We start from the raw sequence: 24,628 nt of genomic DNA, 5'->3' as shown, positions 1-24,628 counted from the left end.
TGAAAGTTGACGCAACCGCAGCGACAGGGTTAGATGCCCGCGCGTCCGGTTCCAGCCTTCTTGCAAGAGACATCAACCCCGTCCCCTCCACCGTCCAATCCAGAGGAAAGCCGTCATGGCCGAAGTGAAGTCCGACATCGAGATCGCGCGTGGCGCCAAGAAAAAGCAGATCCAGGAGATCGGCCAGAAGATCGGCATCCCGACCGAGCATCTGCTGCCCTACGGCCACGACAAGGCCAAGATCTCAGCCGAATTCATCAAGTCGGTAAAGGGCAACAAGGACGGCAAGCTGATCCTCGTCACCGCCATCAACCCGACGCCTGCCGGCGAAGGCAAGACCACCACCACCGTGGGCCTCGGCGACGGCCTGAACCGCATCGGCAAGAAGGCGATCGTCTGCATTCGCGAAGCCTCGCTCGGCCCGAATTTCGGCGTCAAGGGCGGTGCCGCCGGCGGCGGCTACGCGCAGGTGGTCCCGATGGAGGACATGAACCTCCACTTCACCGGCGACTTCCACGCCATCACCACGGCGCACAACCTTCTGTCGGCGCTGATCGACAACCACATCTACTGGGGCAATGAACTCGGCATCGACACCCGCCGCGTGGTGTGGCGCCGCGTCATGGACATGAACGACCGCGCGCTGCGCGAGATCATCGCCTCGCTCGGCGGCGTCGCCAACGGTTTCCCGCGCGAAGCCGGCTTCGACATCACCGTCGCCTCCGAAGTCATGGCGATCCTGTGCCTCGCTACCGACCTGAAGGATCTGGAAAAGCGCCTCGGCGACATCATCGTCGCCTATCGCCGCGACAAGACGCCGGTTTTCGCCCGCGACCTCAAGGCCGACGGCGCCATGGCCGTGCTGCTCAAGGACGCCATGCAGCCGAACCTGGTACAGACGCTGGAGAACAACCCGGCTTTCGTCCATGGCGGCCCGTTCGCCAATATCGCGCATGGCTGCAACTCGGTCGTCGCCACCACCACGGCGCTGAAGCTCGCCGACTACGTCGTCACCGAAGCCGGCTTCGGCGCCGATCTTGGCGCCGAGAAATTCTTCGACATCAAGTGCCGCAAGGCGGGCCTGAAGCCGGCGGCAGCCGTCATCGTCGCCACCGTGCGCGCCATGAAGATGAATGGCGGCGTCAAGAAGGAAGACCTCGGCAAGGAAAACATCGAGGCGGTGAAGAAGGGCTGCGCCAATCTCGGCCGCCACATCGAGAACATCCGCCAGTTCGGCGTGCCGGCGGTGGTTGCCATCAACCACTTCTATTCCGACACCGACGCCGAGATTCAGGCGATGAAGGACTATGTCGCCTCGATGGGCGAAGAGGCTATCCTGTGCAAGCACTGGGCCAAGGGCTCTGCCGGCATCGAGGACCTCGCCAACAAGGTGGTGGCGCTGGCCGAATCCGGCGCCTCGCAGTTCGCGCCGCTCTATCCCGATGCCATGCCGTTGTTCGAGAAGATCAACACCATCGTGCAGCGAATCTATCGCGGCTCGGAGGCGATCGCCGACAAGTCGGTGCGCGACCAGTTGCACGCCTGGGAGCAGGCCGGCTACGGCAATCTGCCGGTGTGCATGGCCAAGACCCAGTACTCCTTCTCGACGGATCCAAACCTGCGCGGCGCGCCGACCGGCCACACCGTGCCGGTGCGCGAGGTCAGGCTTTCGGCCGGCGCGGGCTTCGTCGTCATCATCTGCGGCGAGGTCATGACCATGCCTGGCCTGCCAAGCAAGCCGTCGTCGGAGAAGATCTTCCTCAACGAGGCCGGCCAGATCGAAGGCCTGTTCTGATCCTCTGTCCCGACAATTGAAAAGGGCGCCGCATCGCCGCGGCGCCCTTTTTGTTTGCGGATCGTGCTACGCGGCGCTGCGCGCCAGTGCCCGCTGGTTGGACACGTAGATGGTGTCGCGTTCCGGCAGCGTGCCGGTCTTCAGGCAGTCGATCCATTCGGCGGTCTTGAGCACGGCAGCGAAACGGGACTGCAGGATGATGCTCACCACGCGATGGATTTCCTCGGCCGAGGCATAGCCGGCGCTGTTGGCGTAGGGCACCGAACCGGTTGCGTCGGACAGGAACTCGACCGCGAAGCCCATATGCACGGCGTGGATGATGGTCGACAGGTCGCAATTGTGCGTCATGTAACCGATGACCGCGATCGTATCGACGGCGTTGGCGCGCAGCCAGGCCTCGAGATCGGTGCCGGTAAAGGCGCTCGGCAAATTCTTCTCGACATAGTGGTCGCGACGACGCTTGGCGATCTCGGGATGCAGTTCGCCGCCATGGCTGCCCTTGGCGAAGATCGGCGACGTCTCGGGCGCCATCTGCTTGACGACCACCACCTTGATGCCGGCAGCGGCGGCGGCATCCATGGCGCGTGCTACGTTGACGACGCTGTCGCGGAACGGCGGATGCTGGATGGCCAGGTTACCGCCGTCATAGTCGTTCTGGACGTCGATGACGACGAGCGCCCGGCGCGGCGCGGTGTTGGCTAGGTCAGACATGGGGTTTTCCTTCCGGCTTGAATGCGACGGACCGAAAATAGGATGGTTGGCGGACAGTCAAAAGTGGCCCGATTGACATCATTCGAAAGAATTGGGACAATCCGCATTCACACTGGAAAATCGCCTCATGACCGCTCCCATCATCGCCGTCCTCGCCTTCGACGGCATCAGCCCGTTCCATCTCTCCGTGCCTTGCCTGGTGTTTGGCGCGGACCGCACCAGCCTTGGCCTGCCGCGCTTCGACTTCCGCGTCTGCGGGATCGAGGAAGGGCTGATCCGGACCGATGCCGGGCTGAGCATCATGGTCCCGCACGGGCTTGCCGCGCTCGAGGACGCCGATATGGTCATCATCCCGAGCTGGAAGGATCTCGAGGCGCCTCTGGCCAAACCGCTCGAGGACGCGCTCGGCCGCGCCCACCGGCGCGGCGCGCTGATCGTGGGCCTGTGTCTCGGCACCTTTGCCATCGCCGCCGCCGGCCTGCTTTCGGGCCGAAAAGCCACCACCCACTGGGCCTATACGGAGCAGTTGCGGGCTCTCCATCCCGACATTTCAGTCGATGCCGACGTGCTCTATGTCGATGATGGCGACATCGTCACTTCCGCCGGCGTCGCCGCCGGGCTCGACTGCTGCCTGCACATCGTGCGCGCCCGCTACGGCGCGGAGGCGGCGCTGCGGCTCGCCCGGCACGTCGTGCTTTCGCCGCACCGGCAGGGTGGACAGGCGCAGTTCATCGAGCGTCCCGTGGCAAAAAGCGCCAAGGCCGACCGCTTCACCGGGGCGCTCGACGCGGTTCGCGCGACGCTTGGCGAAACGCACAGCCTCGACAGCGTCGCCGAAGCCGCGGGCCTGACGCGGCGCACCTTCACCCGGCGCTTCCAGAAATCGATCGGCACCAGTTTTGGCGACTGGCTGACCAGCCAGCGGATCGAACTGGCGCAGCGCTTGCTGGAAGCGACGGAGAAATCGATGGACATCGTCGCCTTCGAGGCCGGCTTCGGCAGCGCCACCTCGCTGCGCCAGCATTTTTCGGCGCGGCTCCGGACCTCACCGGCGCAATACCGGCGTGAATTTTCCAGGCGGAGCGAGCGGGACGAGCGCACGGCGGGCGCCCTGTCGCATTGATTGCCGACGAAAGCACCCTCAACCGCGCTTGACCACCCGCGCCGGATTGCCGACCACCGTCGTGTTCGCCGCCACGTCGCGCGTCACCACCGCCCCGGCGCCCACTATGGCGCCCTCACCGATGCTGACGCCGCCAAGGATGACCGCGCTGCCGCCGATCCAGGCATCGTCGCCGATCATGACCGGCCTGGCGATCTCCAGGCCCGCCTGCCGACCTGCCGGCTCCTTATGGTGCTCGGCACAATAGATCTGCACATTCGGGCCAAGCAGCGTCCCTTTGCCGACGCGCACCGAAGCAGTATCGAGGATGGTACAGCCGGCATTGAGGAAGGCGCCGTCGCCGAGAAAGATGTTGAAGCCGTAGGCGCAATGGAAAGGCGCCTCGATGCGGGCGCCCTCGCCCACGCCGCCCAGCAGTGTCCGCAGGGCTGGCCCGAGGTTCCCGCGCTGACGGGGCGGCAGCGTATTGTGTTCGAACACGGCATCCGCGGCCACGGCGCGCAACGCGCCAAGATCGTCATCCAGGCACCTGTACCATTCGCCGGCCGCCATTTTCGCACGTTCGCTCACAGCCATGGCAGTGCCTCCGTTTGAGATCACTGCCAAAGCACAGTTGACCCGAACAGAAAAGCGCCGAGGCAAGGACCAAGCCGTAAGCCTATAATCCGGATTGGCCGAAATTTGCGCGCCTTGCGGTCACCGTAAGATCATGACCTTTGATCGCAAGCGGCCATTCGCGGCCTGTTCCGGCGATGAAAATAGTTCAAGACCGCTGTCGATTTCCGGGTACCTCATTCGTCCTTCGATAGGAAGCCGAGGAAATTCGCCCAAGCAAGGAAACGGATGCGATGACGATCACGATCACGGCGTTTGAACGATCGCCCGATGGCGGCAAGGGACTGGCGCGCGATACGCGCGTTCGCTGGGCGCTGGAAGAAGTGGGGCAGCCCTATGAGGTTCGTTTTGTTTCCTTCGCGGGGATGAAGGCGCCCGAGCACCTGGCCATCCACCCCTTCGGCCAGATCCCCACCTATGAGGACGGTTCTCTCTCGCTGTTCGAGACCGGCTCGATCGTCTTTCATCTTGCCGAGCAGCATGCGGGGCTGCTGCCGAAGGAGCGCGATGCCCGCGCGCGTGCGATCACGTGGATGTTTGCCGCATTGAACACCATCGAGCCGCCGGTCCTCGAATTGACCACGGCAAGGATTTTCGAAGCTGACAAGCCCTGGAGCGAGGAGCGCCTGCCGCTGGTAAAGGACCGTGTTCGCGCCCCGCTGGACAGGCTCTCGGCTCATCTGGGCGTCGCCGACTGGCTCGATGATGCGTTCAGCGCCGGCGATCTGTTGATGGTATCGGTGCTGCTGCGACTGAGAATGTCAGGCATTCTGGACGAGTATCAAAACCTGGCTGCCTATGTGGCGCGCGGGGAAGCGCGGCCAGCTTATCTCAGGGCTTTCGCCGCGCAATTTGCGGTCAACGCTCCATCAGCCAACTGAAACATTGGCTCATGGAGCCGAGCATGTTCGCTCGGCGCTTCCATCTCGACCACGTTTGCGCGCTCATGAGTCTGCGGCCTAGCCAAATATCCGGCCTATGGTAGCCTGCCGTCTCAGGGCCGTCCCGGCCCGGGATCGAGGGGGATCGACCATGCTCTACATTCTTGCACTTCTGATCGGCGTCATTGCCGGCCTGCGCGCCATGACGGCACCTGCCGCCGTCGCCTGGGGCGCCTATCTCGGCTGGCTGCCGGTTGCCGGCACCTGGGCGAGCTTCATGAGCCATTGGGCGGCTGTCGGCATCTTCACCATCCTGGCCATCGTCGAACTGGTCACCGACCAGCTGCCGTCGACGCCAAGCCGCAAGGTGCCGCAGCAGTTCGGCGCCCGCATCCTGCTCGGCGCCTTCTCTGGCGCGGTGATCGGCGCGGCCGGCGGCGCCACCATCGTGTGCCTGATCGCCGGCGCCATCGGCGCGGTCATCGGCACGCTCGGTGGCGCCGAAGCGCGCGGCCGGCTGGCGGCCGCCTTCGGCAAGGACCCGCCCGCCGCCTTCATCGAGGACGCTGTGGCGATCATCGGCGGGCTGCTGATCGTGGCGGCGGTTGCATGACGACGAAAACCTTCGACGCCATCATCATCGGCGCCGGCCAGGCGGGGTCGCCATTGGCGGGCCGGCTGACGGCCGCCGGCATGAGCGTGGCGCTGGTCGAGCGCAAGCTGGTCGGCGGCACCTGTGTCAACACCGGCTGCATGCCGACCAAGACCATGGTCGCCAGCGCCTATGCCGCGCATCTGGCACGGCGCGCCGCCGACTATGGCGTGACCCTTCCCGGTCCGGTCGGGGTCGACTTTCAAAGGATCAAGGCGCGCAAGGACAAGGTGACGAACGACGCCCGCGGCAATCTGGAGACCTGGATCGCCGGCATGAAGGGCTGCACGCTCTATCGCGGCCACGCGCGCTTCGAATCCGCCAACACGGTGCGCGTCGGCGAAGACCTTTTGACCGCGCCGAAAATCTTCCTCAACACCGGCGGCCGTGCCTCGGTTCCGGACCTGCCCGGCATCCACGACATCGACTACCTGACCAATTCCTCGATGATGGATCTCGACGTGCTGCCGCGCCACCTCATCATCGTCGGCGGCAGCTATATCTCGCTCGAATTCGCGCAGATGTTCCGCCGCTTCGGCTCGGACGTCACCGTCATCGAAAAGAGCCCGCGCCTGACCGGCCGCGAGGACGAGGACGTCTCGGCCGTCATCCTGTCGATCCTCGAAAACGAAGGCATCGCCGTTCATGTCGGCGCCGACGACATCGGCTTCGCCAGACAGGGCGAGGACATTGCCGTGACTTTCTCCGCCGGCCAGCCGCCCGCGATAGGGTCGCATGTGCTGCTGGCGCTGGGACGCACTCCCAACACCGATGACCTCGGCCTCGACAGGGCCGGTGTCGAGGTCGACAAGCGCGGCTTCGTCATTGTCGACGACCAGCTGCGCACCAGCGTGCCCGGCATCTGGGCTATGGGCGATTGCAACGGCAAAGGCGCCTTCACCCACACCTCCTACAACGACTACGAGATCGTCGCCGCCAATCTGCTCGACAATGACCCACGGAGGATCAGCGACCGCATCGAGGCCTATGCGCTCTACATCGATCCGCCGCTCGGCCGCTGCGGCATGACCGAGACGGCGGTGAGGAAATCCGGACGCCGCGTGCTTGTTGGCCAGCGGCCGATGACGCGCGTCGGCCGCGCCGTCGAGAAGGGCGAGACGCAAGGCTTCATGAAGATCCTGGTCGACGCCGACACCAGGGAGATCCTCGGCTGCTCGGTGCTCGGCCCGGGCGGCGACGAGGCGGTGCATTGCGTGCTCGACCTGATGTACGCCAAGGCGCCGGTCGACACGCTGGCGCGCGCGATGCACATTCACCCGAATGTCTCGGAACTGCTGCCCACCATCGCCCAGGAGCTGAAGCCGCTGGCCTGAGCCACTCTCGTCAAGCTCCCGACTTTCTGCATTGCTGCATTGCGGCAATAGACGTTGTGCCCGGCAGGGATCCTCGCGCAGTCTGAAATTGAACCGATTCAGTCTGGACCTCCCATGCCTTTGCCGATCCTTGCGCTTGCCATTGCGTCCTTCTGCATCGGCACCACCGAATTCGTCATCATGGGCCTGCTGCCGGAGGTCGCCGCCGATCTCGGCGTGACGATCCCGGCCGCCGGACTGCTGGTCACGGGCTATGCGCTGGGCGTCGTCTTCGGCGCGCCCGTTGTGGCCATGGCCACCGCGCATCTGCCGCGCAAGCCCGTGCTGGTGGGGCTCGCCGCTTTGTTCGTCGTCGGCAACCTCTTCTGCGCCATCGCGCCCAATTACTGGCTGCTGATGGCGGCGCGCGTCTTCACCGCTTTCGGCCACGGCGCCTTCTTCGGCATCGGCTCGGTCGTCGCCGCAAGCCTGGTGCCGCGCAACAAGCGCGCCAGCGCCATCGCGCTGATGTTCGCCGGCCTGACGCTCGCCAACATCCTCGGCGTTCCGGCCGGCACCGCGCTCGGCGAAGCCTTTGGCTGGCGGGCCACGTTCCTGGCCGTGGTCGGCATCGGCCTGATCTCGGTCGCGGCCATCGCCTGGCTGGTGCCGTCGGACGTCACGGAACCGAGCGGCGGCGGTCTGCGTGCCGAAGTCCGCGTGCTTGGCAAGCTGCAGGTGTGGCTGGCGATGCTGATCGCGGCACTGACCTCGGCCAGCCTGTTCGCCGTCTTCACCTATATCAAACCCTATCTCACCGACGTGTCGGGCCTGTCGACAGCGGCGGTCACCTGGGTGCTTCTGCTGTTCGGCGCCGGCATGACCATCGGCAACATCATCGGCGGCAGGCTGGCCGACTGGAAACTGATGCCGACGGTGATCGGCACACTGCTGCTGATGGCCCTGCTGTTCCTCGGCTTCATCCAGTTCGGCGCCATCGCCAGCGTCGCCATCGGCATCGTCTTCCTGTGGGGCGTGCTCATCTTCGTCGTCGTGCCGCCGCTGCAGATCCGTGTCGTCGAGGCGGCGTCGGAAGGACCGAACCTTGCCGCCACGCTGAACCAGGGCGCCTTCAATGTCGGCAATGCCGGCGGCGCCTGGATCGGCGGCGTGGCGCTGTCGGCGGGCGTTTCCTATGCCGATTTGCCGCTGGTCGGCGCGGTGCTCGCCCTGCTGGCGGTTGGCGTGGCGGTGCTATCGCAGGCGCTGGACAGGCGCGCGCCGGTCGCCGCCCTCCAGCCTGCCGCCGAATAACTGCCTGTCCTCCCAAAAGTGCGCAGCGGTTTTGGGTCAACGACATGCGGCAAGGCAAAAGACTACTCTTGCGCCCATAGCGCGGCGGGCTGGACCAATCGACATCGGCACCTTCAAATGGGCATGTCTTCTCGCTCTTGATGGAGAACGTCATGCAGAAATCGATCGAACGCATCGCCGGTGACAGCGACGGGGTTTCCTACGAATTCCCCGTGTTCCGCTTCGACGGCGCCGACAAGGCGGCCCCGTCGACCTACCTGCAGGCCGCACTCCATGCCGGCGAATTGCCGGGCGTCGTCGCCATCGATGCGTTGATACCGATGTTGAGCAAGGCCGAGGCCGAAGGTCGTATCAAGGGCAACATCACCATCGTGCCCTGGGCCAACCCGATCGGCCGCGCGCAATATCATTTCGGCGAGCACCAGGGCCGCTTTCATCTGGGCACCCGCACCAACTTCAACCGCGGCTTTCCGCTGCTGGCCGCGCCCGACGCCAGGCTCTTGCCAGACGCCACCTTTGGCGGCGCCGACCAGCGGCTGAAGTCGCGCCTAGTGCAGCTTTCGCTCGGCCACGACATCGTGCTCGACCTGCACTGCGACGACGAGGGCCTTGCCTATCTCTATGTCCACTCCAGCCTCTGGCCAGCCATGGCCGATTGCGCCGCCGCCATGGGCGTCGATGCCGTCGTGCTGTGGAGCGAGGACACCGACGGCACTTTCGAGGGCGCCTCGATCATGCCCTACCAGAACGCATCAGCCGATGTGGCGAAGCTTGACAGGCGCGTCGCCACCACCGTCGAATATCGGGGCATCCTCGATGTCGATGGCGCGCTCGCCTCGGCCGACGCGGCAGGCCTCTACCGGCTGCTGGCGATGCGCGGCGTGATATCCGACACCACCCTCCCCGCACCCGGCCCGTTCACGGGTGTCGCGGCGCCGCTGGAAAACATCGACATGATGCCCGCACCCCGTGCCGGTGCCGTCCTCTATGACGTGAAGCCCGGCGACCGCGTCGCCAAGGGCGCGCGCCTCGCCACCATCGTCCACGCACCGGGCGAAGCCGATGGCCGCACCGAAGTGTTCGCGCCGCAGGACGGCATCATCCTGACGCGGCGCTCGCGCCGCATCATCCGCGCCGGCGAGGACCTGTTGAAACTGGTCGGCGACAGGAAGAGCGGCGACGCCAGGTCGGGCACGCTGGAAGACTGAGCCTCCGTCGAATCCAGTTGCGCCGCCGCCCAATCGCCGCTAAGGGAATCGCCATGAACATGCGTTCGACCAAGACCATTTGGTGGTGGGCCTGCTGACAGCGGCCTGTTCGAACGCGTGCGCGTGAAAAGAGAGGTGGCCGCAACGGAATGTCCGGGCGGCCATTTGTTTTTTCAAGCCATTCCCGGGTCCGTTGCCCAAAATGGAGACGGCAATGACGACGATTAAGGTTCTGGACAACGGCGCCGAGCGTTTCGTGACCGAGGGTGGCATCACCATCACCCGCGAGCGCCATGGCCGGCCCTATGAAGGGGCGATCGACGCTTATGTCGATGGGCTGAATTCGCGCCGGGGCGCGGTGTTTTCCTCGAATTACGAATATCCCGGCCGCTACACGCGCTGGGACACCGCCATCATCGATCCGCCGCTGGTCATCTCCGCGCGCGGCCGTGCCATGCGCATCGAGGCGTTGAACGGCCGTGGCGAGGCACTGTTGCCGGTCATCGGCAGGACGCTGGGCGATCTCACCGAGGTCACGATCGCCGAGACCTCGAAACAGCTGATCCGCCTCGACGTCGCCAAGCCCGGCCGTGTCTTCACCGAGGAGGAACGCAGCCGCGTTCCCTCGGTCTTCACCGTGCTGCGCGCCATCACGGCTCTGTTCAAGACGGCCGAAGATGCCAATCTCGGCCTCTACGGCGCCTTCGGCTACGACCTCGCCTTCCAGTTCGACCCGGTCGACCACACGCTGGTTCGCAAGGAAAGCCAGCGCGACCTGGTGCTGTTCCTGCCCGACGAGATCCTGGTCGTCGACCACTATTCGGCCAAGGCCTGGACCGACCGCTACGACTATGCGGGCGAAGGTTTTTCGACCGAAGGCCTGCCGCGCGACCAGATCGCCGAGCCGTTCAAGACCGCCGATCGCATCCCGCCGCGCGGCGATCATGAGCCCGGCGAATACGCCAATCTGGTGCGCCGGGCGATGGACTCTTTCAAGCGCGGCGACCTGTTCGAGGTCGTCCCCGGCCAGATGTTCTACGAGCGCTGCGAGACGCAGCCATCCGAGATTTCGCGCAAGCTGAAGTCCATCAACCCGTCGCCCTATTCCTTCTTCATCAATCTGGGCGAGAACGAATACCTGATCGGCGCGTCGCCTGAGATGTTCGTGCGCGTCAACGGCCGCCGCGTCGAGACCTGCCCGATCTCCGGCACCATCAAGCGCGGCGACGACGCCATTTCGGACTCCGAGCAGATCATCAAGCTGCTCAACTCCAAGAAGGACGAATCCGAGCTCACCATGTGCTCGGACGTCGACCGCAACGACAAGTCGCGGGTCTGCGATCCAGGCTCGGTGCGCGTCATCGGCCGCCGCCAGATCGAGATGTATTCGCGCCTGATCCATACGGTCGATCATATCGAGGGGCGGCTGCGCGAGGGCATGGACGCTTTCGATGCGTTTCTCTCGCACGCCTGGGCGGTCACCGTCACCGGCGCGCCGAAACTGTGGGCCATGCGCTTCATCGAGCAGAACGAGAAGAGCCCGCGCGCCTGGTATGGCGGCGCCATCGGCATGGTCAACTTCAACGGCGACATGAACACCGGCCTGACCTTGCGCACCATCCGCATCAAGGACGGCATCGCCGAGGTGCGCGCCGGCGCTACATTGCTCTTCGACAGCATTCCCGAGGAAGAAGAAGCCGAAACCGAACTGAAGGCATCCGCCATGCTCTCCGCCATCCGTGACGCCAAGACGGGCAATTCGACCAGCACCGAGCGCGCATCCGCGCGCGTCGGCGACGGTGTCAACATCCTTTTGGTCGACCACGAGGACTCCTTCGTCCACACGCTGGCCAACTACTTCCGCCAGACTGGCGCCAATGTCTCGACCGTGCGCACGCCGGTGCCGGAGGAAGTCTTCGACCGGCTGAAGCCCGACCTCGTCGTGCTCTCGCCCGGACCCGGTACGCCCAAGGATTTCGACTGCGCGGCGACCATCAGACGAGCGCGCGCCCGCGACCTGCCGATCTTCGGCGTCTGCCTTGGCCTGCAGGCGCTGGCCGAGGCCTATGGCGGCGAACTCAGGCAATTGCACATTCCCATGCACGGCAAGCCGTCGCGTATCCGCGTCTCGAAGCCGGGTATCATCTTCTCCGGCCTGCCGAAGGAAGTCACCGTCGGCCGCTACCACTCGATCTTCGCCGATCCGGTGCGCCTGCCGGATGATTTCATGGTGACCGCCGAGACCGAGGACGGCGTCATCATGGCCTTCGAGCACCGCAAGGAGCCGATCGCAGCGGTGCAATTCCACCCGGAATCGATCATGACGCTCGGCCACAATGCCGGCATGCGCATCATCGAGAACATCGTTGCGCATTTGCCGCGCAAGGCCAAGGAAAAGGCAGCCTGACGGTAATGGCCGAAGCCGAGAACACCATGGCGATCGCGGCGAAAGCCGCCGCGAAGCGCAAGGTCGCCAACCTTGCCTTCTGGTCGATCGTGATCGCCTTTGTCGTGCTCGCGCTGAAAGCCGCCGCCTGGTACATAACCGGATCCGTGGCGCTCTATTCGGACGCGCTGGAATCGATCGTCAACGTCATTGCCTCGATGGCCGCCTTCTGGGCAATCCAGGTCAGCTACAAGCCCGCCGACCAGGATCACCCCTTCGGCCACCACAAGGCCGAGTATTTCTCGGCCGTGCTCGAAGGCGTGCTGATCGTGCTCGCCGCGCTTTTGATCCTGAACGAAGTCTGGCGCTCATGGCAGACGCCGGCTCCGCTCGAACAGCCTTGGAAAGGCCTTGCCGTCAACGGCGTCGCCACCGTCATCAATGCCTTCTGGGCCTGGACGCTGATCCGCGTGGGCCGAGCCGAAAAGTCACCGGCGCTGGTCGCCGACGGCAATCACATCATGACCGATGTTGTAACCTCGATCGGCGTCTTCGGCGGCTTGGTCGGAGCAATCCTGACTGGCTGGCAAATCCTCGACCCGGCACTGGCCGTCATCGTCGCGCTCAACATTCTGTGGCAGGGCTGGCATGTCATCGGCTCGTCGATGAACGGCCTGATGGACCGAGCCGTCGGCACGGCGGAGCACATGCGCATCCGCGACATCATCTCGGCCAATTGCAAAGGCGCGATGGAGGTGCACGACCTCAAGACCCGCATCGCCGGCCGCGCCACCTTCATCGAATTCCATCTGGTCGTCGACGCCGACATGTCGGTCGGTGCCAGCCACGTCATCTGCGATCGCATCGAGGACGCGCTGAAGGCCGAACTCCCTTCGGTGCGGGTGACCATCCATGTCGAGCCGGATGATGAGGCAAAACTGCCCAAGGGTACGACGGCGGTGCCGTTCGCCTGAGGCGGTTCACCAAGTCTCGATTGAGAGGCCGTTGATGCGCTCGAATTCCCGGACGTTGCGGGTGATCAGAATGAGGCTTCTAGCGCGCGCCTGCCCGCCAATGAGCGCATCATAGGGGCCAATTGGCGTCCCCAACGCTGCAAGCGTTGCCCGAATCTCTCCGGCATGCCTCGCGTCCTCTCGATCGAATTCAAGCACCGGGAATTGCAAAGCTTCGATGCGCGCCAGATTTTCAGCTCTTCTCTGGCTCCTTTCGGCACCATAGTACAGTTCATGTGCCACGATCGCCGAAAGCGCAAAATCCTGCGGCGTGTGCTGTTTCAGAAGCGCGAGTAGACTCGCGTCACCTTTGATGACGGCAATAACGGCGTTGGTATCAAGCAGATAGATCACTTGAAGATGTCGTCCAAGGCAGGTCTATCCTGCCCCTCCTGCCGTTCCAGCGCCGCTTCGACAAAATCCTCGTCGACTGGTCCGATCACCTGGTCAAGCCACGCCCAATCCTGCACGAGTGGCTCAAGTATGACAGTATGCCCATGGCGACGGATCGAAACCTCGTCCGTTTCGAAACGAAACTCTTTGGGCAGACGCACAGCTTGTGACCGGCCCGACCAGAACACCTTTGCCTTGTCCATCATGCCATCCTCAAATGAGATATAGCAAAGATATATCCCTTCGCGGCATTGTAGACAAGCCCGTGCTTACGGCGCACACGCCGATTGCGGCATCGCCTCCAGCCGATAGACCTTGTCATCGGACTTGGTTTTGCCGTCGGCGGCTTTCGAGCACAGGTCGACGATTGCAATGCTGCTGTTGGGATTGGCCAGCATGATAGTGCCGTTGGCGCCGCGCTTGAGGAAGATTTCCTTTTGCGCGATGTCGCACGAAAAATCGCTCATCTTCGAACTCGCGGCGCAACGCCACTGGTCGGCCTCGCCCTGGCAGGAATAGGTCTGCGTGACCTTGGCCCCCTTCCGCCGTGTCGTGACCGAGACGGCGATGTCGGCGCCGTCGGGCCAGTTCGCGACATCACCGCCCGAGGCGTAGGAAGCGAGTTCCACGGACCCGCGGAACACCCGGATCGACTGCGTCAGTTGATCGGGATGCGAACTCATATGCGCTGCATCATAGTCGCGCCCGTAGCAGAAGGCCTGATCGGGTTTGAACCGCTCGCGCAGTGGCGGCCCAAGCGCCGGGTCGATCGGATCGATGCGTGCGAACTCGGCCTTGCAGGTCGCCGCCGGCATCGGGTCGAGGCGAAAATTGTCGTCCTCCGAACCGAGCGCCTGCCTGACATATTCCGCCTTGCCGAGCTGCTCCTCCGAATCCGGATCGAGGTAGATATCGGAAGACAGGTCCGACAGGATCAGCCGGCCCTTGTCGTCGACCTTCAGCGACGCCAGCGTACGGTCGCAATCCATGCCGCAGCGGATCGGGCCCGATTTGTCGTCCTCGGACTCGTGATTGCACCAGCCGCCGGCCCATTCCGGCGCCTTGGCGCCACGCACCGTGGTGGTGAGGAAACCATTGTAGGACGTATCGGAATTCGCGCTCGGTTCCTCATTCGGACGGCTGACCGGATCATGGCCGTAGTAGAAGAAGATCCGCGCCACTTTCTGCTTCGGATGCGCCTTGAGGTGCGCCGCGTCATAGACCCGGCCGAAACAGGCGTCCGCCCCGTTGGGGCTGAGTTCGGTGAGCTTGAGCGTATCATCGGCAAAAGCAGAACCCACAAGTCCGCCAAGCAGTGCGGCGCCAAGTCCGGCGCCGGCGAACGTCTTCCATTCCCAGAACGCCATGTGCCCCCCTCCTCCGCCTCGACAGGACGTAAGGTCAATTTATGCTAGTATTGCGGCAGCGGCCACGCAAATTGCGCTGCGCCGGCAAGCCAGGGAGGGGACGCCATGCGCCGACGTGACATGTTCCGGGCGGTTCTCGCCGGAGCCGGAACGCTTCTCGGCCTGCGGGCGGTCCGGGCGGCAACCACCGAGCCTGCCAGGCTGAAGGTCGTCTATCACCTCAGCGACCTCGACAAGGTCAATTTCGTGCTTGGCAACATCAAGAACCACTATGAGGGCACCGGCGGCAACGTCGAGATCGCGCTGGTCGTGCATGGTCCAGCCCTTGCCGGCTTCAAGTCGAAGGGCATATCGGCGGCGATTTCGGGTCGCTTTGCCGGTCTTGTCCAGCAAGGGCTCGACCCGCATGCCTGCGGCAACACCATGCGCGGCATGGATATTACGCTCGCCGACCTGCTCGACGGCTTCCATGCCGCCGACCAAGGCGGCGTCGTCAAGCTCGCCGAATTGCAAAGCCAGGGCTATGTCTATCTCAGGCCTTGAAGCGGCACCGCCTCGAATGCAAGGGTGGCAAGACCCGCCAACAATATCGGAATCCCCGGAGGAACAGCAGTGCCAGAGACAGCCCTTGGTCTTGTCATCCCCGATCTCGCCGGCAAGGCGGTGCTGGTCACAGGCGCCTCGACCGGCATCGGCGCGGCGCTCGCGCTCGCCTATGCCGAGCAGAAATGCAGGGTGGCGCTGCACTACAATTCCAGCCGCGACGCCGCCGAGAAACTCGGCCAGACCATTCGCGACCGCGGCGGCGAGGTCTTCCTCGTCCAGGGCGATTTTTCTCTTCCCGCCGATGTCGAGCGCGTCGTCGAGGACAGCGCGCGACATTTCGGCCGCCTCGACGGGCTGGTCAACAATGCCGGCGGCATGCTTGGCCGCATCCCCTATGCCGAGCAGACCGAGGCGCATTACGACGCGGTGATGGATCTCAACGCCCGCTCGGTGCTGACCGCCTCGCGCAAGGCGATGCCATGGCTGAAGAAACAGGGCGGCTTCATCGTCAACACCTCGTCGATCGCCGCGCGCAATGGCGCCGGCGGCGGCGCCGGCCTTTACGGCTCGGCCAAGGCCTTCGTCTCCAACGTCACGCGCGGCATGGCCAAGGAACTGATCGGCTTCGGCATTCGCGTCAACGCCGTGGCGCCGGGCACCATCCTCACTCCCTTCCACGAACGCTATTCGACCGACGAGCAGATGAAGGGCATGGTCGCCACCATTCCGCAGGGCCGCGCCGGCACGGCGCAAGATTGCGTCGGCGCCTATCTGTTCCTCTCATCGGACCTGTTGAGCGGCTACATCACGGGCCAGGTGATCGAGGTCAATGGCGGCCAGTTGATGCCTTGACCAGCGACCGGCATACTGGACACACTCCTTTCGCGCCAACCCTGGGGGAGACGACGACATGTACGGACTGATCGGCAAGATGCGGGCGGCGCGCGGCCAACGCGACGCTGTCATGACTGTGCTGCGCGAGAGCACCGGCGCCCTGCCCGGCTGCCTGAGCTATATCATCGCCACCGACCCGGCCGACGCCGACGCGATCTGGGTGACCGAAGTGTGGACCGATCAGGCAAGCCACAAGGCCTCGCTGCAGCTTCCGGAAGTCCAGGCGGCCATCGCCAAGGCGCGGCCCTTCATCGGCGGCTTCGAGTTCCAGGTGGAGACGCATCCCGTCGGCGGCTTTGGGTTGGCTGAGGCCAAAACCGGCTGAGGCGCCGGGACCTGCTTTTCCGGTACGCCGGGGTTCGCATTTTTCGCATCCCGGTCTAAGACCAGAGCATGGATTCCGCGGCCGAGCAGCCACCTCCCGACCAGCCCGCCGTCGAGCGCATGACGCGGCTGGGCAAGCCTTGGCAATGGCTGATCCTGCTGGTTATCTCCGCGCTGTTTGCCGGTGCGCTGGAACTCGCCGCCTTGCCGGCGGCGCTGCTGATCGGACCGATGCTGGCGGCCATCGTCGCCGGCACCAATGGCGCCACGGTGCGTGTGCCGCGCCTTCTGTTCGGCTCCGCCCAGGCTATCGTCGGCTGCCTCGTCGCGGCTTCGATCTCGGCCGATATCTTTCCGGTCTTCTACAAGGAATGGCCGCTGTTCCTCGGCGTGGTGATCGCCACGGTCGCGGCCTCCAGCCTGCTTGGCTGGCTGATCAGCCGCTGGCGCATCCTGCCCGGCACCACCGCCGTCTGGGGCTCTTCGCCGGGGGCGGCTACCGCCATGGTGCTGATGGCCGGCGCCTTTGGCGCCGACCAGCGCCTTGTCGCCTTCATGCAGTATCTGCGCGTCATCTTCGTGTCGATGACGGCGGCCCTCGTCGCCAAGATGTGGGTCGACACCTCGGGCATCGAGGTCCCGGCCATCGTCTGGTTCCCCGAGATCGATCCGCAACCATTCGCCGCCACGATCGGCATGGCAATCATCGGCGGCCTGGCGGGCAGGCTTTGCCGGCTGCCCTCGCCCTTCTTCCTCGGCAGCTTCATTTTCGGCACCATCATCCATCTCGGTCTCGGGGTGCCGATGCAATTGCCGCAATGGCTGCTGGCGCTCAGTTACGCGATGGTCGGCTGGTCGATTGGCCTGAACTTCACCAGGCCGATCCTGCGCCATGCGGCGCGCGCGCTGCCGCAGATCATCGCTTCGATCGTCGCGCTGATCGCCTTTTGCGGCGGCCTTGCCTTTCTCATCAGCCGTCTCGCCGGCGTCGACCCGCTGACCGCCTACCTGGCGACCAGCCCCGGCGGCATGGACAGCGTCGCCATCATCGCCGCCGCCGCGCACAACGTCGACATCTCCTTCGTCATGGCGCTGCAGTCGGCGCGTTTCCTGATCGTGCTGCTCGTCGGCCCGAGCATTGCGCGGGTGGTGGCCAGAAGCATCAGGGAGTGAAAAGCCCGGCACCGGGCGATGTTACCGCGCCGCCGCGAGCCGTTCGGGAAGGAAATCGACGAAGACGCGCACCTTTGGCGACAGATGGCGATTGGAGGGCCACAGCATCCGGAATTGGCCGCGGCCGTCGATATGGTCGTCCAGCACGGTACGCAATTTTCCTTCGCGCAGCGCCTCGCGCACCAGGAAATCGGGCATGCAGGCGATACCAAGACCGGCGATCGTGGCGCCTTTCAAGGCTTCCATGTTGTTGCAGGTCAGCATCGAACGGATCAGCGGTTGCGCGCTCCCGGTGATGAACGGCCAGTCCAGCAACCTGCCGCTGTTGAGATAGCGGAAGTTTATGCCGAAGTGCCCGATGAGGTCCGCCGGCACGCCGGGTATGCCATGGCGCTCGAGGTAGGAAGGCGCCGCGCATAGCAGCATGCGAAAGGGCGCAATGGGTTTCGACACCAATCGTGAATCGGGCAGCTCGCCGCTGCGGATCGCGACGTCGATGCCCTCTTCGATGACGTCGACGATCCGGTCGTTGAAATCGATATCGAGCTCGATCTCGGGATAGCGCGCCATGAACTCCGACAGCACCGGCAGCAAGAGATGATAGGTGACGATCGGGGTCGAGACGCGAAGCCGCCCGCGCGGCGTCTCCCGTGTCCGCGACAGCATCGCCTCGGCATCGTCGATGTCGTCCAGGATGCGCCGCACGCGCTCATTGAACAGCTTGCCCTCTTCGGTTAGGCCGATCCGCCGCGTGGAGCGCTGCAGCAGCCGCACGCCGAGCTCCTGTTCGAGCCGCGCGACACTTTTGCCTACCGCTGAAGCGGAGATGCCGAGTGCCCGGCCGGCGGCGACGAAGCTGCCGAATTCGGCCGTGCGGGCGAAAGCCAGAAGGCCGCTGAGGCGATCCATCGGGTTGCTCCATTCGAGCGTTTCAGTCCGTTATGTCGAGATATTTAACACTATTTTTCCGGAACTGTCGCTGACCTATCTTGGTCGTCATAGCGGCGCCGCGATTGCGCGGGCCGCCGGTGCAGACTGCTTCAGATAGGAAAATCCATGACCTCGAAGACCACCAGCGGCCCAGCCGAGAGATGGCTCGTGCTTTTGTCGGTATGCCTTGCCGCCATGACGATGCCCCTGACCTTCACCGGCCCGGCCGTCGCGCTCTCCCGCATCGGGGCCGACCTCGGCGGCAGCCCGATCGCGCTCAACTGGGTGACCAACGCGTTCATGCTGACCTTCGGCGCCACCCTGATGGCGGCGGGCGCCCTGGCCGACAATCATGGCCGCAAGCGGATCTTCCTCGTCGGTCTCTCCCTCTACATCCTCGCTTCGCTCGGCGCGATGCTGGCGCCCGACATCGCCTGGTTCGACGTCTTCAGGGCCGCGCAAGGGCTGGGCAGTGCCTTGGCCTTCGCCGGCGGCGCCTCCGCACTTGCCCAGGAATTCGAGGGACCATCGCGGCTGCGCGCCTTCTCCTTCCTCGGCACCAGTTTCGGCATCGGGCTGGCCTTCGGCCCGATCGCTTCCGGCCTGCTCATCGCCGCATTCGGCTGGCGGTCGATCTTTGTTCTGGTCGTGGCACTAGCGGTTGCCTCGGCGATCCTCGGCCTGCGCACCATCAGGGAATCACGTGACCCGGATGCGACCGGGCTCGACTGGGCGGGCGCCGGCACCTTCACGGTCGCGCTGGCCTCGCTGACCTATGGCGTGTTGCAGGCGCCGCAGAGCGGTTGGGCCGAACCTCTGGTGGTAACGCTTCTCGGCGTTGCCGTCCTTTGCTTCGTGCTGTTCGTCATCGTCGAGCGGCGCGCGCGCCGGCCAATGCTCGATCTCACCCTGTTTCGCTTTCCTCGCTTCGTCGGCGTCCAGTTTCTCGCGGCGGCGCCCGCCTATGGCTTCGTGGTCCTGCTTGTGCTTTTGCCGATCCGCTTCATCGGCATCCAAGGGATGAGCGAGATCAAGGCCGGGCAATTGATGATCTGCCTCTCCGGCCCGTTGCTGGTCCTGCCCTTGCTCGCCGGCCAGCTCGCGCGCTGGATCGCTCCGGCCACCATTTGCGGCGCCGGCCTGCTCGTCGCCGCGGCTGGCTTGGTCTGGCTGAGCCTGACGCCGTCCATCGACGTCGCGCTGGTCACGCCGCTGATCCTGATCGGCGTCGGCATCGCCTTGCCCTGGGGATTGATGGATGGCCTGGCCGTCAGCGTCGTGCCAACGGAGCGCGCCGGCATGGCGGTCGGCATCTTCAACACCACGCGTGTCGCTTGCGAGGGCGTGGCGCTGGCCATCGTCATGGCGACGCTGTCAGGCTTCACCGCGGCGCAGCTCGCCGCTCGAGGCGCTGCGCCGTCCAGCGACGCGGCTGCCGCGGCGCAATTGCTGGTGACCGGTAATGTCGGCGGAACCGCGCAACATTTGCCGGCGGCCGGCGCCGCCGTTCTGGTCGAGGCCTACGAAACGGCGTTCGACAGGCTGCTGATCGTGCTGGCGGCAATCACCATCGTCACCGCCCTTGTCGTGTTCCTCGGCCTGCGCCGAGGATCCGCGCCCGAACACGAAACCGTACCGGTGCCGGCCTGCCAGGAAGGGTAGGTGCGGCTGATGTCGGCTGATGACAAGGCAAGCGGCGGATGGGCTCTGGTGTGGTCATTCATGGGCGCGCAGGTGCAGTGAGATTCAGGTCAGGCTGAGTCGAAAATGGTGGCTTCCGAGAACCGGAGCGGAGCGTACTTAAAGTACGTGAGCACAGCTCTATTGCGACGCAATAGAGCGGGGAAGCGCAGGAAGCCGCCATTTGCAGGCCAGCCTCACCTGAATATCAATGCACCTCAATCCAGCCTGTGCATCAGATCGTCATCCAGCCAGCGGCCGAAGAAATAGACCAGCTGCTTGTGCCACCACGGCCAATCATGGCTGACGTCGCCGCCCCAATAGTCGACCCAGGCAGGAATGGACTTGTCGCGCAGGATCTGTTCCAGCTGGCGCGTCTCGACCAGCATGCGCTCTTCCCAGGCGCCCTGCCCGCAACAGAAGATCAGCCTCAGCGCCTTCAGCCGCGCCAGCAATTTCGGGTCGACGATGCCGGGCAGATAATCGAGCGGCGAGTTGTAGAAGATATCGCCGTCGAGCGCCTTGCCGAAGAAATCGCGGGCTGAATAGACACCCGACAGGGAGATGACGCCGCTGGCGAGTTCGGGAAAACGGAAGACGAAGTTCGAGGAATGGTAGCCGCCCATCGAACAGCCTGAGAACAGCGGCTTCAGCCGCCGTCCGCCATTGGCCTGCGCGGCGGTTTCCAGAAATTCCGGCAGCGCCTCCTCTCGCACATAGCGGAAATAGGCCTCGTGGCGGGCGATGCGGTGCGCGGGGTCGGCACGCTTGTCGAAGAAGGATTCCGAGTCGATGCCGTCGACCGTGAACAACTGGATGCGGCCGGTGTCGATGAACTCTGCGAGCGCGCCCACCCCGCCGGAATCCTCGAACTGGTAGAACCGCCCCTGCGAGGTCGGGAACACCACGACCGGCCGGCCGGCATGGCCGTAGCGCTTGTACTCCATGTCGCGGCCGAGATTGCGGGCGAAAGCCTGGTGATAGGAAATATCCATGTCCTCAAGCCTTTTCCGCGTGGATATAGGCAACCGCCTCGCGCAGTTCCGCCTGATCCTTCGAGCGCATCTGGTAGGCGTAATCTCCCATGGCGCGGCTGAAAACCTTCTCGATGGCCTGATGGTGGACGATCTTGTCGCGGTGCGCGGCTAGCACGTCCGCATGGCTATGCAAATAGTCGAGGTGGCGCTTGCGGCTGGCATAGGCGGTGAAATACTTGCCTTCATAGGGGCCGCCGGCTGCGTCCTTCACGACCATGTCTGCCCAGGCCGCATAGACGTCGATGTCGAACGTGTAGTTGATGGCGTCGGTCATCCAGGCGCCCGGTGGGCGCATGTTGACCTCCAGCGCGATGATGCGGTCGTCCCTGGTCTCGAACAGTTCGATGTGGAAAAAGCGTTCGCGCACGTCGAATGCTTTCAGGATCTTGCGGCCGGCCTCCTCGACGACAGGCCTGATCCGAGGAAAGCAGGTGTAACTCATGTGGCGGTCCTTGTTGACCACCTCCATGACGCTCTGGTCGTAGCGATGGCTGGCCGCCAGCACCACCTCGCCGTCGCGGTTGACCAGCCCGTCATACGTCACCACCAGCCCCTCGATGAACTGCTCCATGACGAAGGTCACATCCTCCGGCTTGTCCCGGAAGAACTGGTCGAGCTCTTTCGCATTCGAGATCTTGAACGTGTTCGAAGCGCCGGAGCCAGAATCCGGTTTTACCACCACGGGATAGCCGACGCGGCGGATGAAGGTCATGGCGCCGGCCCGGTCGGAGCATTTGCGCTGCGCGATGGTCTCGACGCCGCTCTTGCGGAAGAAGGCGCGCATGCGGCTCTTGCGCTTCAGATTCTTCACGAAATCGAGCTTGGTGCCGTAGATGTTGAAGTCGGTGCGGATGTTGGCTTCCAGTTCCAGCCAATGCTCGTTGAGCGATTCGAACCGGTCGATGCGGCCCCATTTGTGGATGAAATGTCCGATCGCCCGGAACACCGCATCGTAGTCTTCCATGTCGGCGATACGGTAATATTCCGAAAGCGCTGCCTTCAGCTTGCCGTCCAGAGCGTCAAAGGGTGCGTCGCCAATCCCGAGCACGGTCGCGCCGGCCTTCTTCAGCCGGTCGCAGAAATCGGCGCCGTTGGCGGGAAAATGCGGCGAGAAGAACACGAAATTCATGGATGACCCCTGCCGGCGGCACCCCGCCACCGTTCAAGTCTGGCGCATTTGCAGCGCGCGGGGAAGAGCATCCGCGTTAGGGATAAAATTCGACCGGGCCGGCCCCGCTTGCCTCCAACAGGCCGCTCCTGTATGAGAGCGGCCATGAACACGCGCGCCACCACCGCTTCCCGTCAGACCGGCTTTGCCGGCGAGACCGTTCGCGCGCTTGCCTCGACCCTGCTTCTTCTCGGCCTTATCGGCGATCGCCGGGTTCGCTGAAGGAGCGCCCGGCGGTCGAACCGCCGCGCAAGCGCATGCTCCTTGGCAAATCATATCAAGCGAACGAAAATCTGGTAAAGGCGCCGCTTGGCACCACATCCGCCTGAAAGGTGGACCGCCAGCCGCCGGGAGAAACGACGATGAACGCACGAGAAGACATCCGCGCCAGCGAGGCCGCGACCGGCAAGCAGGTCGGCCGGGGCATGCCGGACGCAGCCCGAAAATACCAACCTTATCCTACGGTCGGTCTCACCGACCGGACCTGGCCCTCGAAGGTGATCGACAAGGCCCCGATCTGGTGCTCGGTCGACCTGCGCGACGGCAACCAGGCACTGATCGATCCGATGGGCCACGAGCGCAAGGCGCGCATGTTCGCGCTGCTGCTCGACATGGGTTTCGAGGAGATCGAGATCGGCTTCCCGTCGGCTTCGCAAACTGACTTCGACTTCGCCCGCTGGTGCATCGAGGAAGGCAATGTGCCGGCCGATGTGTCATTGCAGGTGCTGGTCCAGTGCCGGCCCGAACTGATCAGCCGCACCTTCGAGGCGCTCAACGGCGCCACCAACCCGATCGTGCATTTCTACAACTCGACCAGCGAATTGCAGCGCCGCGTCGTCTTCGAGAAGGATGTCGGCGGCATCAAGCGCATCGCCACCGACGCCGCCAAGATGATCACCGACATGGCGGCCAAAGCGGGCGGCGGCTACCGTTTCGAATATTCGCCGGAGAGCTTCACCGGCACCGAACTCGAGGTCGCGCTGGAGATTTGCAACGCCGTCACCGAGATCGTCAGGCCGACGCCTGACAACAAGCTGATCATCAACCTGCCGTCGACCGTCGAGATGTCGACGCCCAACATCTATGCCGACCGCATCGAGTGGATGTGCCGCAACCTCGACGCCAGGGAAAACCTGATCATCTCCCTGCATCCGCACAATGACCGCGGCACCGGCATCGCCACCACCGAACTCGGTCTGATGGCTGGTGCCGACCGCGTCGAAGGCACGCTGTTCGGCAATGGCGAGCGCACCGGCAATGTCGACATCGTCACCTTGGCGCTCAACATGTACACGCAAGGCGTCGATCCGGGCATCGATTGCTCCGACATCAACCGGATGAAGGACGTTTATGAATATTCGAACCAGCTGAAGATTCCCGAGCGCCATCCCTATGTCGGCGAACTCGTCTACACGGCCTTTTCCGGCTCGCACCAGGACGCCATCAACAAGGGCATGAAGGCGCTGAAGAAGGCCAACACGCCGCACTGGGAAGTGCCCTATCTGCCGATCGACCCGGCCGATGTCGGCCGCAGCTACGAGGCGATCATCCGCATCAACTCGCAATCGGGCAAGGGCGGCATCGCCTATGTGCTGCAGGCCGATTACGGCCTCAATCTGCCGCGCAACCTGCAGATCGAGTTCAGCCAGGCGATCCAGGCGATCACCGATGCCGAAGGCAAGGAGGTTCCGGCCAAGCGCATTTACGAGCGCTTCCTGGAGACCTATGTCGACCAGCCGGGCGCGCGGCTGAAATTCCTCGACCACCACACCTATCCCGATACCGAGGTCAAGGGCCGGCGGGTGATCGAGGCGGTCATCCTCGACAATGGCAAGGAAGTGACGATATCAGGCACCGGCACGGGCCCGATCGACGGCTTCGTCGATGCGCTGTCGCGCCATGTCGGCGTCGACATGTCGGTGCTCGATTATTCCGAGCACTCGTTGCAGCGCGGCTCGAACGCGTCGGCCATCTCCTATGTCGAGATGGAATATCCCGGGGGCAAACTGTTCGGCGCCGGCATCAACACCAACATCGTCGCCGCCTCGCTGGAAGCGGTGACGTCAGCGGCGAATCGTATCGTCGGTCGCTAGCATCGGCCGGTC

General features: G+C 64.3%; 23 protein-coding genes. 15 read left to right on the top strand and 8 right to left on the bottom strand.

Annotated features, from left to right (window positions below; all coding sequences use genetic code 11):
• The first annotated feature begins 115 nt into the window (after window positions 1-115).
• Window positions 116-1,795 carry a formate--tetrahydrofolate ligase gene (locus tag EN808_RS03675; RefSeq protein WP_127869788.1) on the top strand — a complete coding sequence of 560 codons (1,680 nt, stop codon included), beginning with the start codon at window positions 116-118 and terminating at the stop codon, window positions 1,793-1,795.
• Window positions 1,796-1,861: 66 nt separating this feature from the next.
• On the opposite strand, the gene EN808_RS03670 is transcribed toward EN808_RS03675, so the two are convergent.
• Window positions 1,862-2,506, bottom strand: a complete 645-nt coding sequence (locus tag EN808_RS03670) for a cysteine hydrolase family protein (protein WP_135915177.1) — start codon at window positions 2,504-2,506, stop codon at window positions 1,862-1,864.
• Between the two features lie 127 nt (window positions 2,507-2,633).
• On the opposite strand from EN808_RS03670, the gene EN808_RS03665 reads away from it, so the two are divergent.
• On the top strand, window positions 2,634-3,629 hold the full coding sequence (locus EN808_RS03665; protein WP_135915176.1) for a helix-turn-helix domain-containing protein: 996 nt from the start codon (window positions 2,634-2,636) through the stop codon (window positions 3,627-3,629).
• A gap of 18 nt (window positions 3,630-3,647) precedes the next feature.
• Here EN808_RS03665 and EN808_RS03660 read toward each other — a convergent pair whose 3' ends face one another.
• On the bottom strand, window positions 3,648-4,205 hold the full coding sequence (locus EN808_RS03660; protein ID WP_135915175.1) for a sugar O-acetyltransferase: 558 nt from the start codon (window positions 4,203-4,205) through the stop codon (window positions 3,648-3,650).
• Window positions 4,206-4,477: 272 nt separating this feature from the next.
• On the opposite strand from EN808_RS03660, the gene EN808_RS03655 reads away from it, so the two are divergent.
• The 7 genes from EN808_RS03655 to EN808_RS03625 all read left to right on the top strand — a co-directional run bounded on the left by EN808_RS03655 (window position 4,478) and on the right by EN808_RS03625 (window position 12,972).
• Entirely contained in the window at window positions 4,478-5,125 is a 648-nt protein-coding gene (locus EN808_RS03655; RefSeq protein WP_135915174.1) for a glutathione S-transferase family protein, read from the top strand.
• A 151-nt stretch (window positions 5,126-5,276) separates the two neighbouring features.
• Window positions 5,277-5,738, top strand: coding sequence for a DUF4126 domain-containing protein (locus tag EN808_RS03650; RefSeq protein WP_135915173.1), 462 nt, complete (start codon window positions 5,277-5,279; stop codon window positions 5,736-5,738).
• Window positions 5,735-7,111: an FAD-containing oxidoreductase gene (locus EN808_RS03645; protein ID WP_135915172.1), complete on the top strand. Its 1,377-nt coding sequence runs from the start codon at window positions 5,735-5,737 to the stop codon at window positions 7,109-7,111. Before EN808_RS03650 ends, EN808_RS03645 begins: the two co-directional genes overlap by 4 nt.
• A 114-nt stretch (window positions 7,112-7,225) precedes the next feature.
• Entirely contained in the window at window positions 7,226-8,404 is a 1,179-nt protein-coding gene (locus tag EN808_RS03640; RefSeq protein ID WP_135865443.1) for an MFS transporter, read from the top strand.
• Between the two features lie 152 nt (window positions 8,405-8,556).
• Window positions 8,557-9,612: a succinylglutamate desuccinylase/aspartoacylase family protein gene (locus tag EN808_RS03635; RefSeq protein ID WP_127869794.1), complete on the top strand. Its 1,056-nt coding sequence runs from the start codon at window positions 8,557-8,559 to the stop codon at window positions 9,610-9,612.
• Between the two features lie 214 nt (window positions 9,613-9,826).
• A complete protein-coding gene (locus EN808_RS03630) occupies window positions 9,827-12,019 on the top strand; it encodes an anthranilate synthase (protein WP_135915171.1) in 2,193 nt (730 codons plus the stop codon).
• Between the two features lie 5 nt (window positions 12,020-12,024).
• Window positions 12,025-12,972, top strand: coding sequence for a cation diffusion facilitator family transporter (locus tag EN808_RS03625; protein WP_135915170.1), 948 nt, complete (start codon window positions 12,025-12,027; stop codon window positions 12,970-12,972).
• 6 nt (window positions 12,973-12,978) lie between these two features.
• Here the strand turns inward: EN808_RS03625 and EN808_RS03620 are convergent, their stop codons facing one another.
• The 3 genes from EN808_RS03620 to EN808_RS03610 all read right to left on the bottom strand — a co-directional run bounded on the left by EN808_RS03620 (window position 12,979) and on the right by EN808_RS03610 (window position 14,771).
• Complete coding sequence (locus EN808_RS03620; protein WP_127278956.1) at window positions 12,979-13,365, bottom strand: type II toxin-antitoxin system VapC family toxin; 387 nt, start codon at window positions 13,363-13,365, stop codon at window positions 12,979-12,981.
• Window positions 13,362-13,607, bottom strand: coding sequence for a type II toxin-antitoxin system VapB family antitoxin (gene vapB, locus EN808_RS03615; RefSeq protein WP_127278955.1), 246 nt, complete (start codon window positions 13,605-13,607; stop codon window positions 13,362-13,364). Before vapB ends, EN808_RS03620 begins: the two co-directional genes overlap by 4 nt.
• A 66-nt stretch (window positions 13,608-13,673) precedes the next feature.
• On the bottom strand, window positions 13,674-14,771 hold the full coding sequence (locus EN808_RS03610; RefSeq protein WP_135915169.1) for a hypothetical protein: 1,098 nt from the start codon (window positions 14,769-14,771) through the stop codon (window positions 13,674-13,676).
• Between the two features lie 105 nt (window positions 14,772-14,876).
• On the opposite strand from EN808_RS03610, the gene EN808_RS03605 reads away from it, so the two are divergent.
• From EN808_RS03605 to EN808_RS03590, 4 genes are all read left to right on the top strand, one after another.
• A complete protein-coding gene (locus tag EN808_RS03605) occupies window positions 14,877-15,314 on the top strand; it encodes a DsrE family protein (protein WP_127278953.1) in 438 nt (145 codons plus the stop codon).
• 69 nt (window positions 15,315-15,383) lie between these two features.
• A complete protein-coding gene (locus EN808_RS03600) occupies window positions 15,384-16,169 on the top strand; it encodes an SDR family oxidoreductase (RefSeq protein ID WP_127278952.1) in 786 nt (261 codons plus the stop codon).
• A gap of 58 nt (window positions 16,170-16,227) precedes the next feature.
• Window positions 16,228-16,536: a putative quinol monooxygenase gene (locus tag EN808_RS03595; protein ID WP_023770344.1), complete on the top strand. Its 309-nt coding sequence runs from the start codon at window positions 16,228-16,230 to the stop codon at window positions 16,534-16,536.
• A gap of 68 nt (window positions 16,537-16,604) precedes the next feature.
• Window positions 16,605-17,708 (top strand): AbrB family transcriptional regulator, encoded by a 1,104-nt coding sequence (locus EN808_RS03590; RefSeq protein WP_135915168.1) that lies wholly within the window; start codon window positions 16,605-16,607, stop codon window positions 17,706-17,708.
• Between the two features lie 21 nt (window positions 17,709-17,729).
• On the opposite strand, the gene EN808_RS03585 is transcribed toward EN808_RS03590, so the two are convergent.
• Window positions 17,730-18,617, bottom strand: coding sequence for a LysR family transcriptional regulator (locus tag EN808_RS03585; protein ID WP_135915167.1), 888 nt, complete (start codon window positions 18,615-18,617; stop codon window positions 17,730-17,732).
• Window positions 18,618-18,764: 147 nt separating this feature from the next.
• On the opposite strand from EN808_RS03585, the gene EN808_RS03580 reads away from it, so the two are divergent.
• Window positions 18,765-20,300, top strand: a complete 1,536-nt coding sequence (locus EN808_RS03580; protein WP_135915166.1) for an MFS transporter — start codon at window positions 18,765-18,767, stop codon at window positions 20,298-20,300.
• A 236-nt stretch (window positions 20,301-20,536) separates the two neighbouring features.
• Here EN808_RS03580 and EN808_RS03575 read toward each other — a convergent pair whose 3' ends face one another.
• Complete coding sequence (locus EN808_RS03575; RefSeq protein WP_135915165.1) at window positions 20,537-21,313, bottom strand: alpha/beta hydrolase-fold protein; 777 nt, start codon at window positions 21,311-21,313, stop codon at window positions 20,537-20,539.
• A gap of 4 nt (window positions 21,314-21,317) precedes the next feature.
• On the bottom strand, window positions 21,318-22,484 hold the full coding sequence (locus EN808_RS03570; protein ID WP_135915164.1) for an ATP-grasp domain-containing protein: 1,167 nt from the start codon (window positions 22,482-22,484) through the stop codon (window positions 21,318-21,320).
• Between the two features lie 401 nt (window positions 22,485-22,885).
• On the opposite strand from EN808_RS03570, the gene leuA reads away from it, so the two are divergent.
• Complete coding sequence (leuA, locus tag EN808_RS03560) at window positions 22,886-24,616, top strand: 2-isopropylmalate synthase (RefSeq protein ID WP_135915163.1); 1,731 nt, start codon at window positions 22,886-22,888, stop codon at window positions 24,614-24,616.
• Window positions 24,617-24,628 lie beyond the last annotated feature (12 nt).

Source organism: Mesorhizobium sp. M8A.F.Ca.ET.165.01.1.1 (genome assembly GCF_004792065.1).
Classification (GTDB): domain Bacteria; phylum Pseudomonadota; class Alphaproteobacteria; order Rhizobiales; family Rhizobiaceae; genus Mesorhizobium.
Note: the sequence above shows the minus strand (reverse complement) of the source record. Positions and strands in the feature narration are given on the sequence as shown.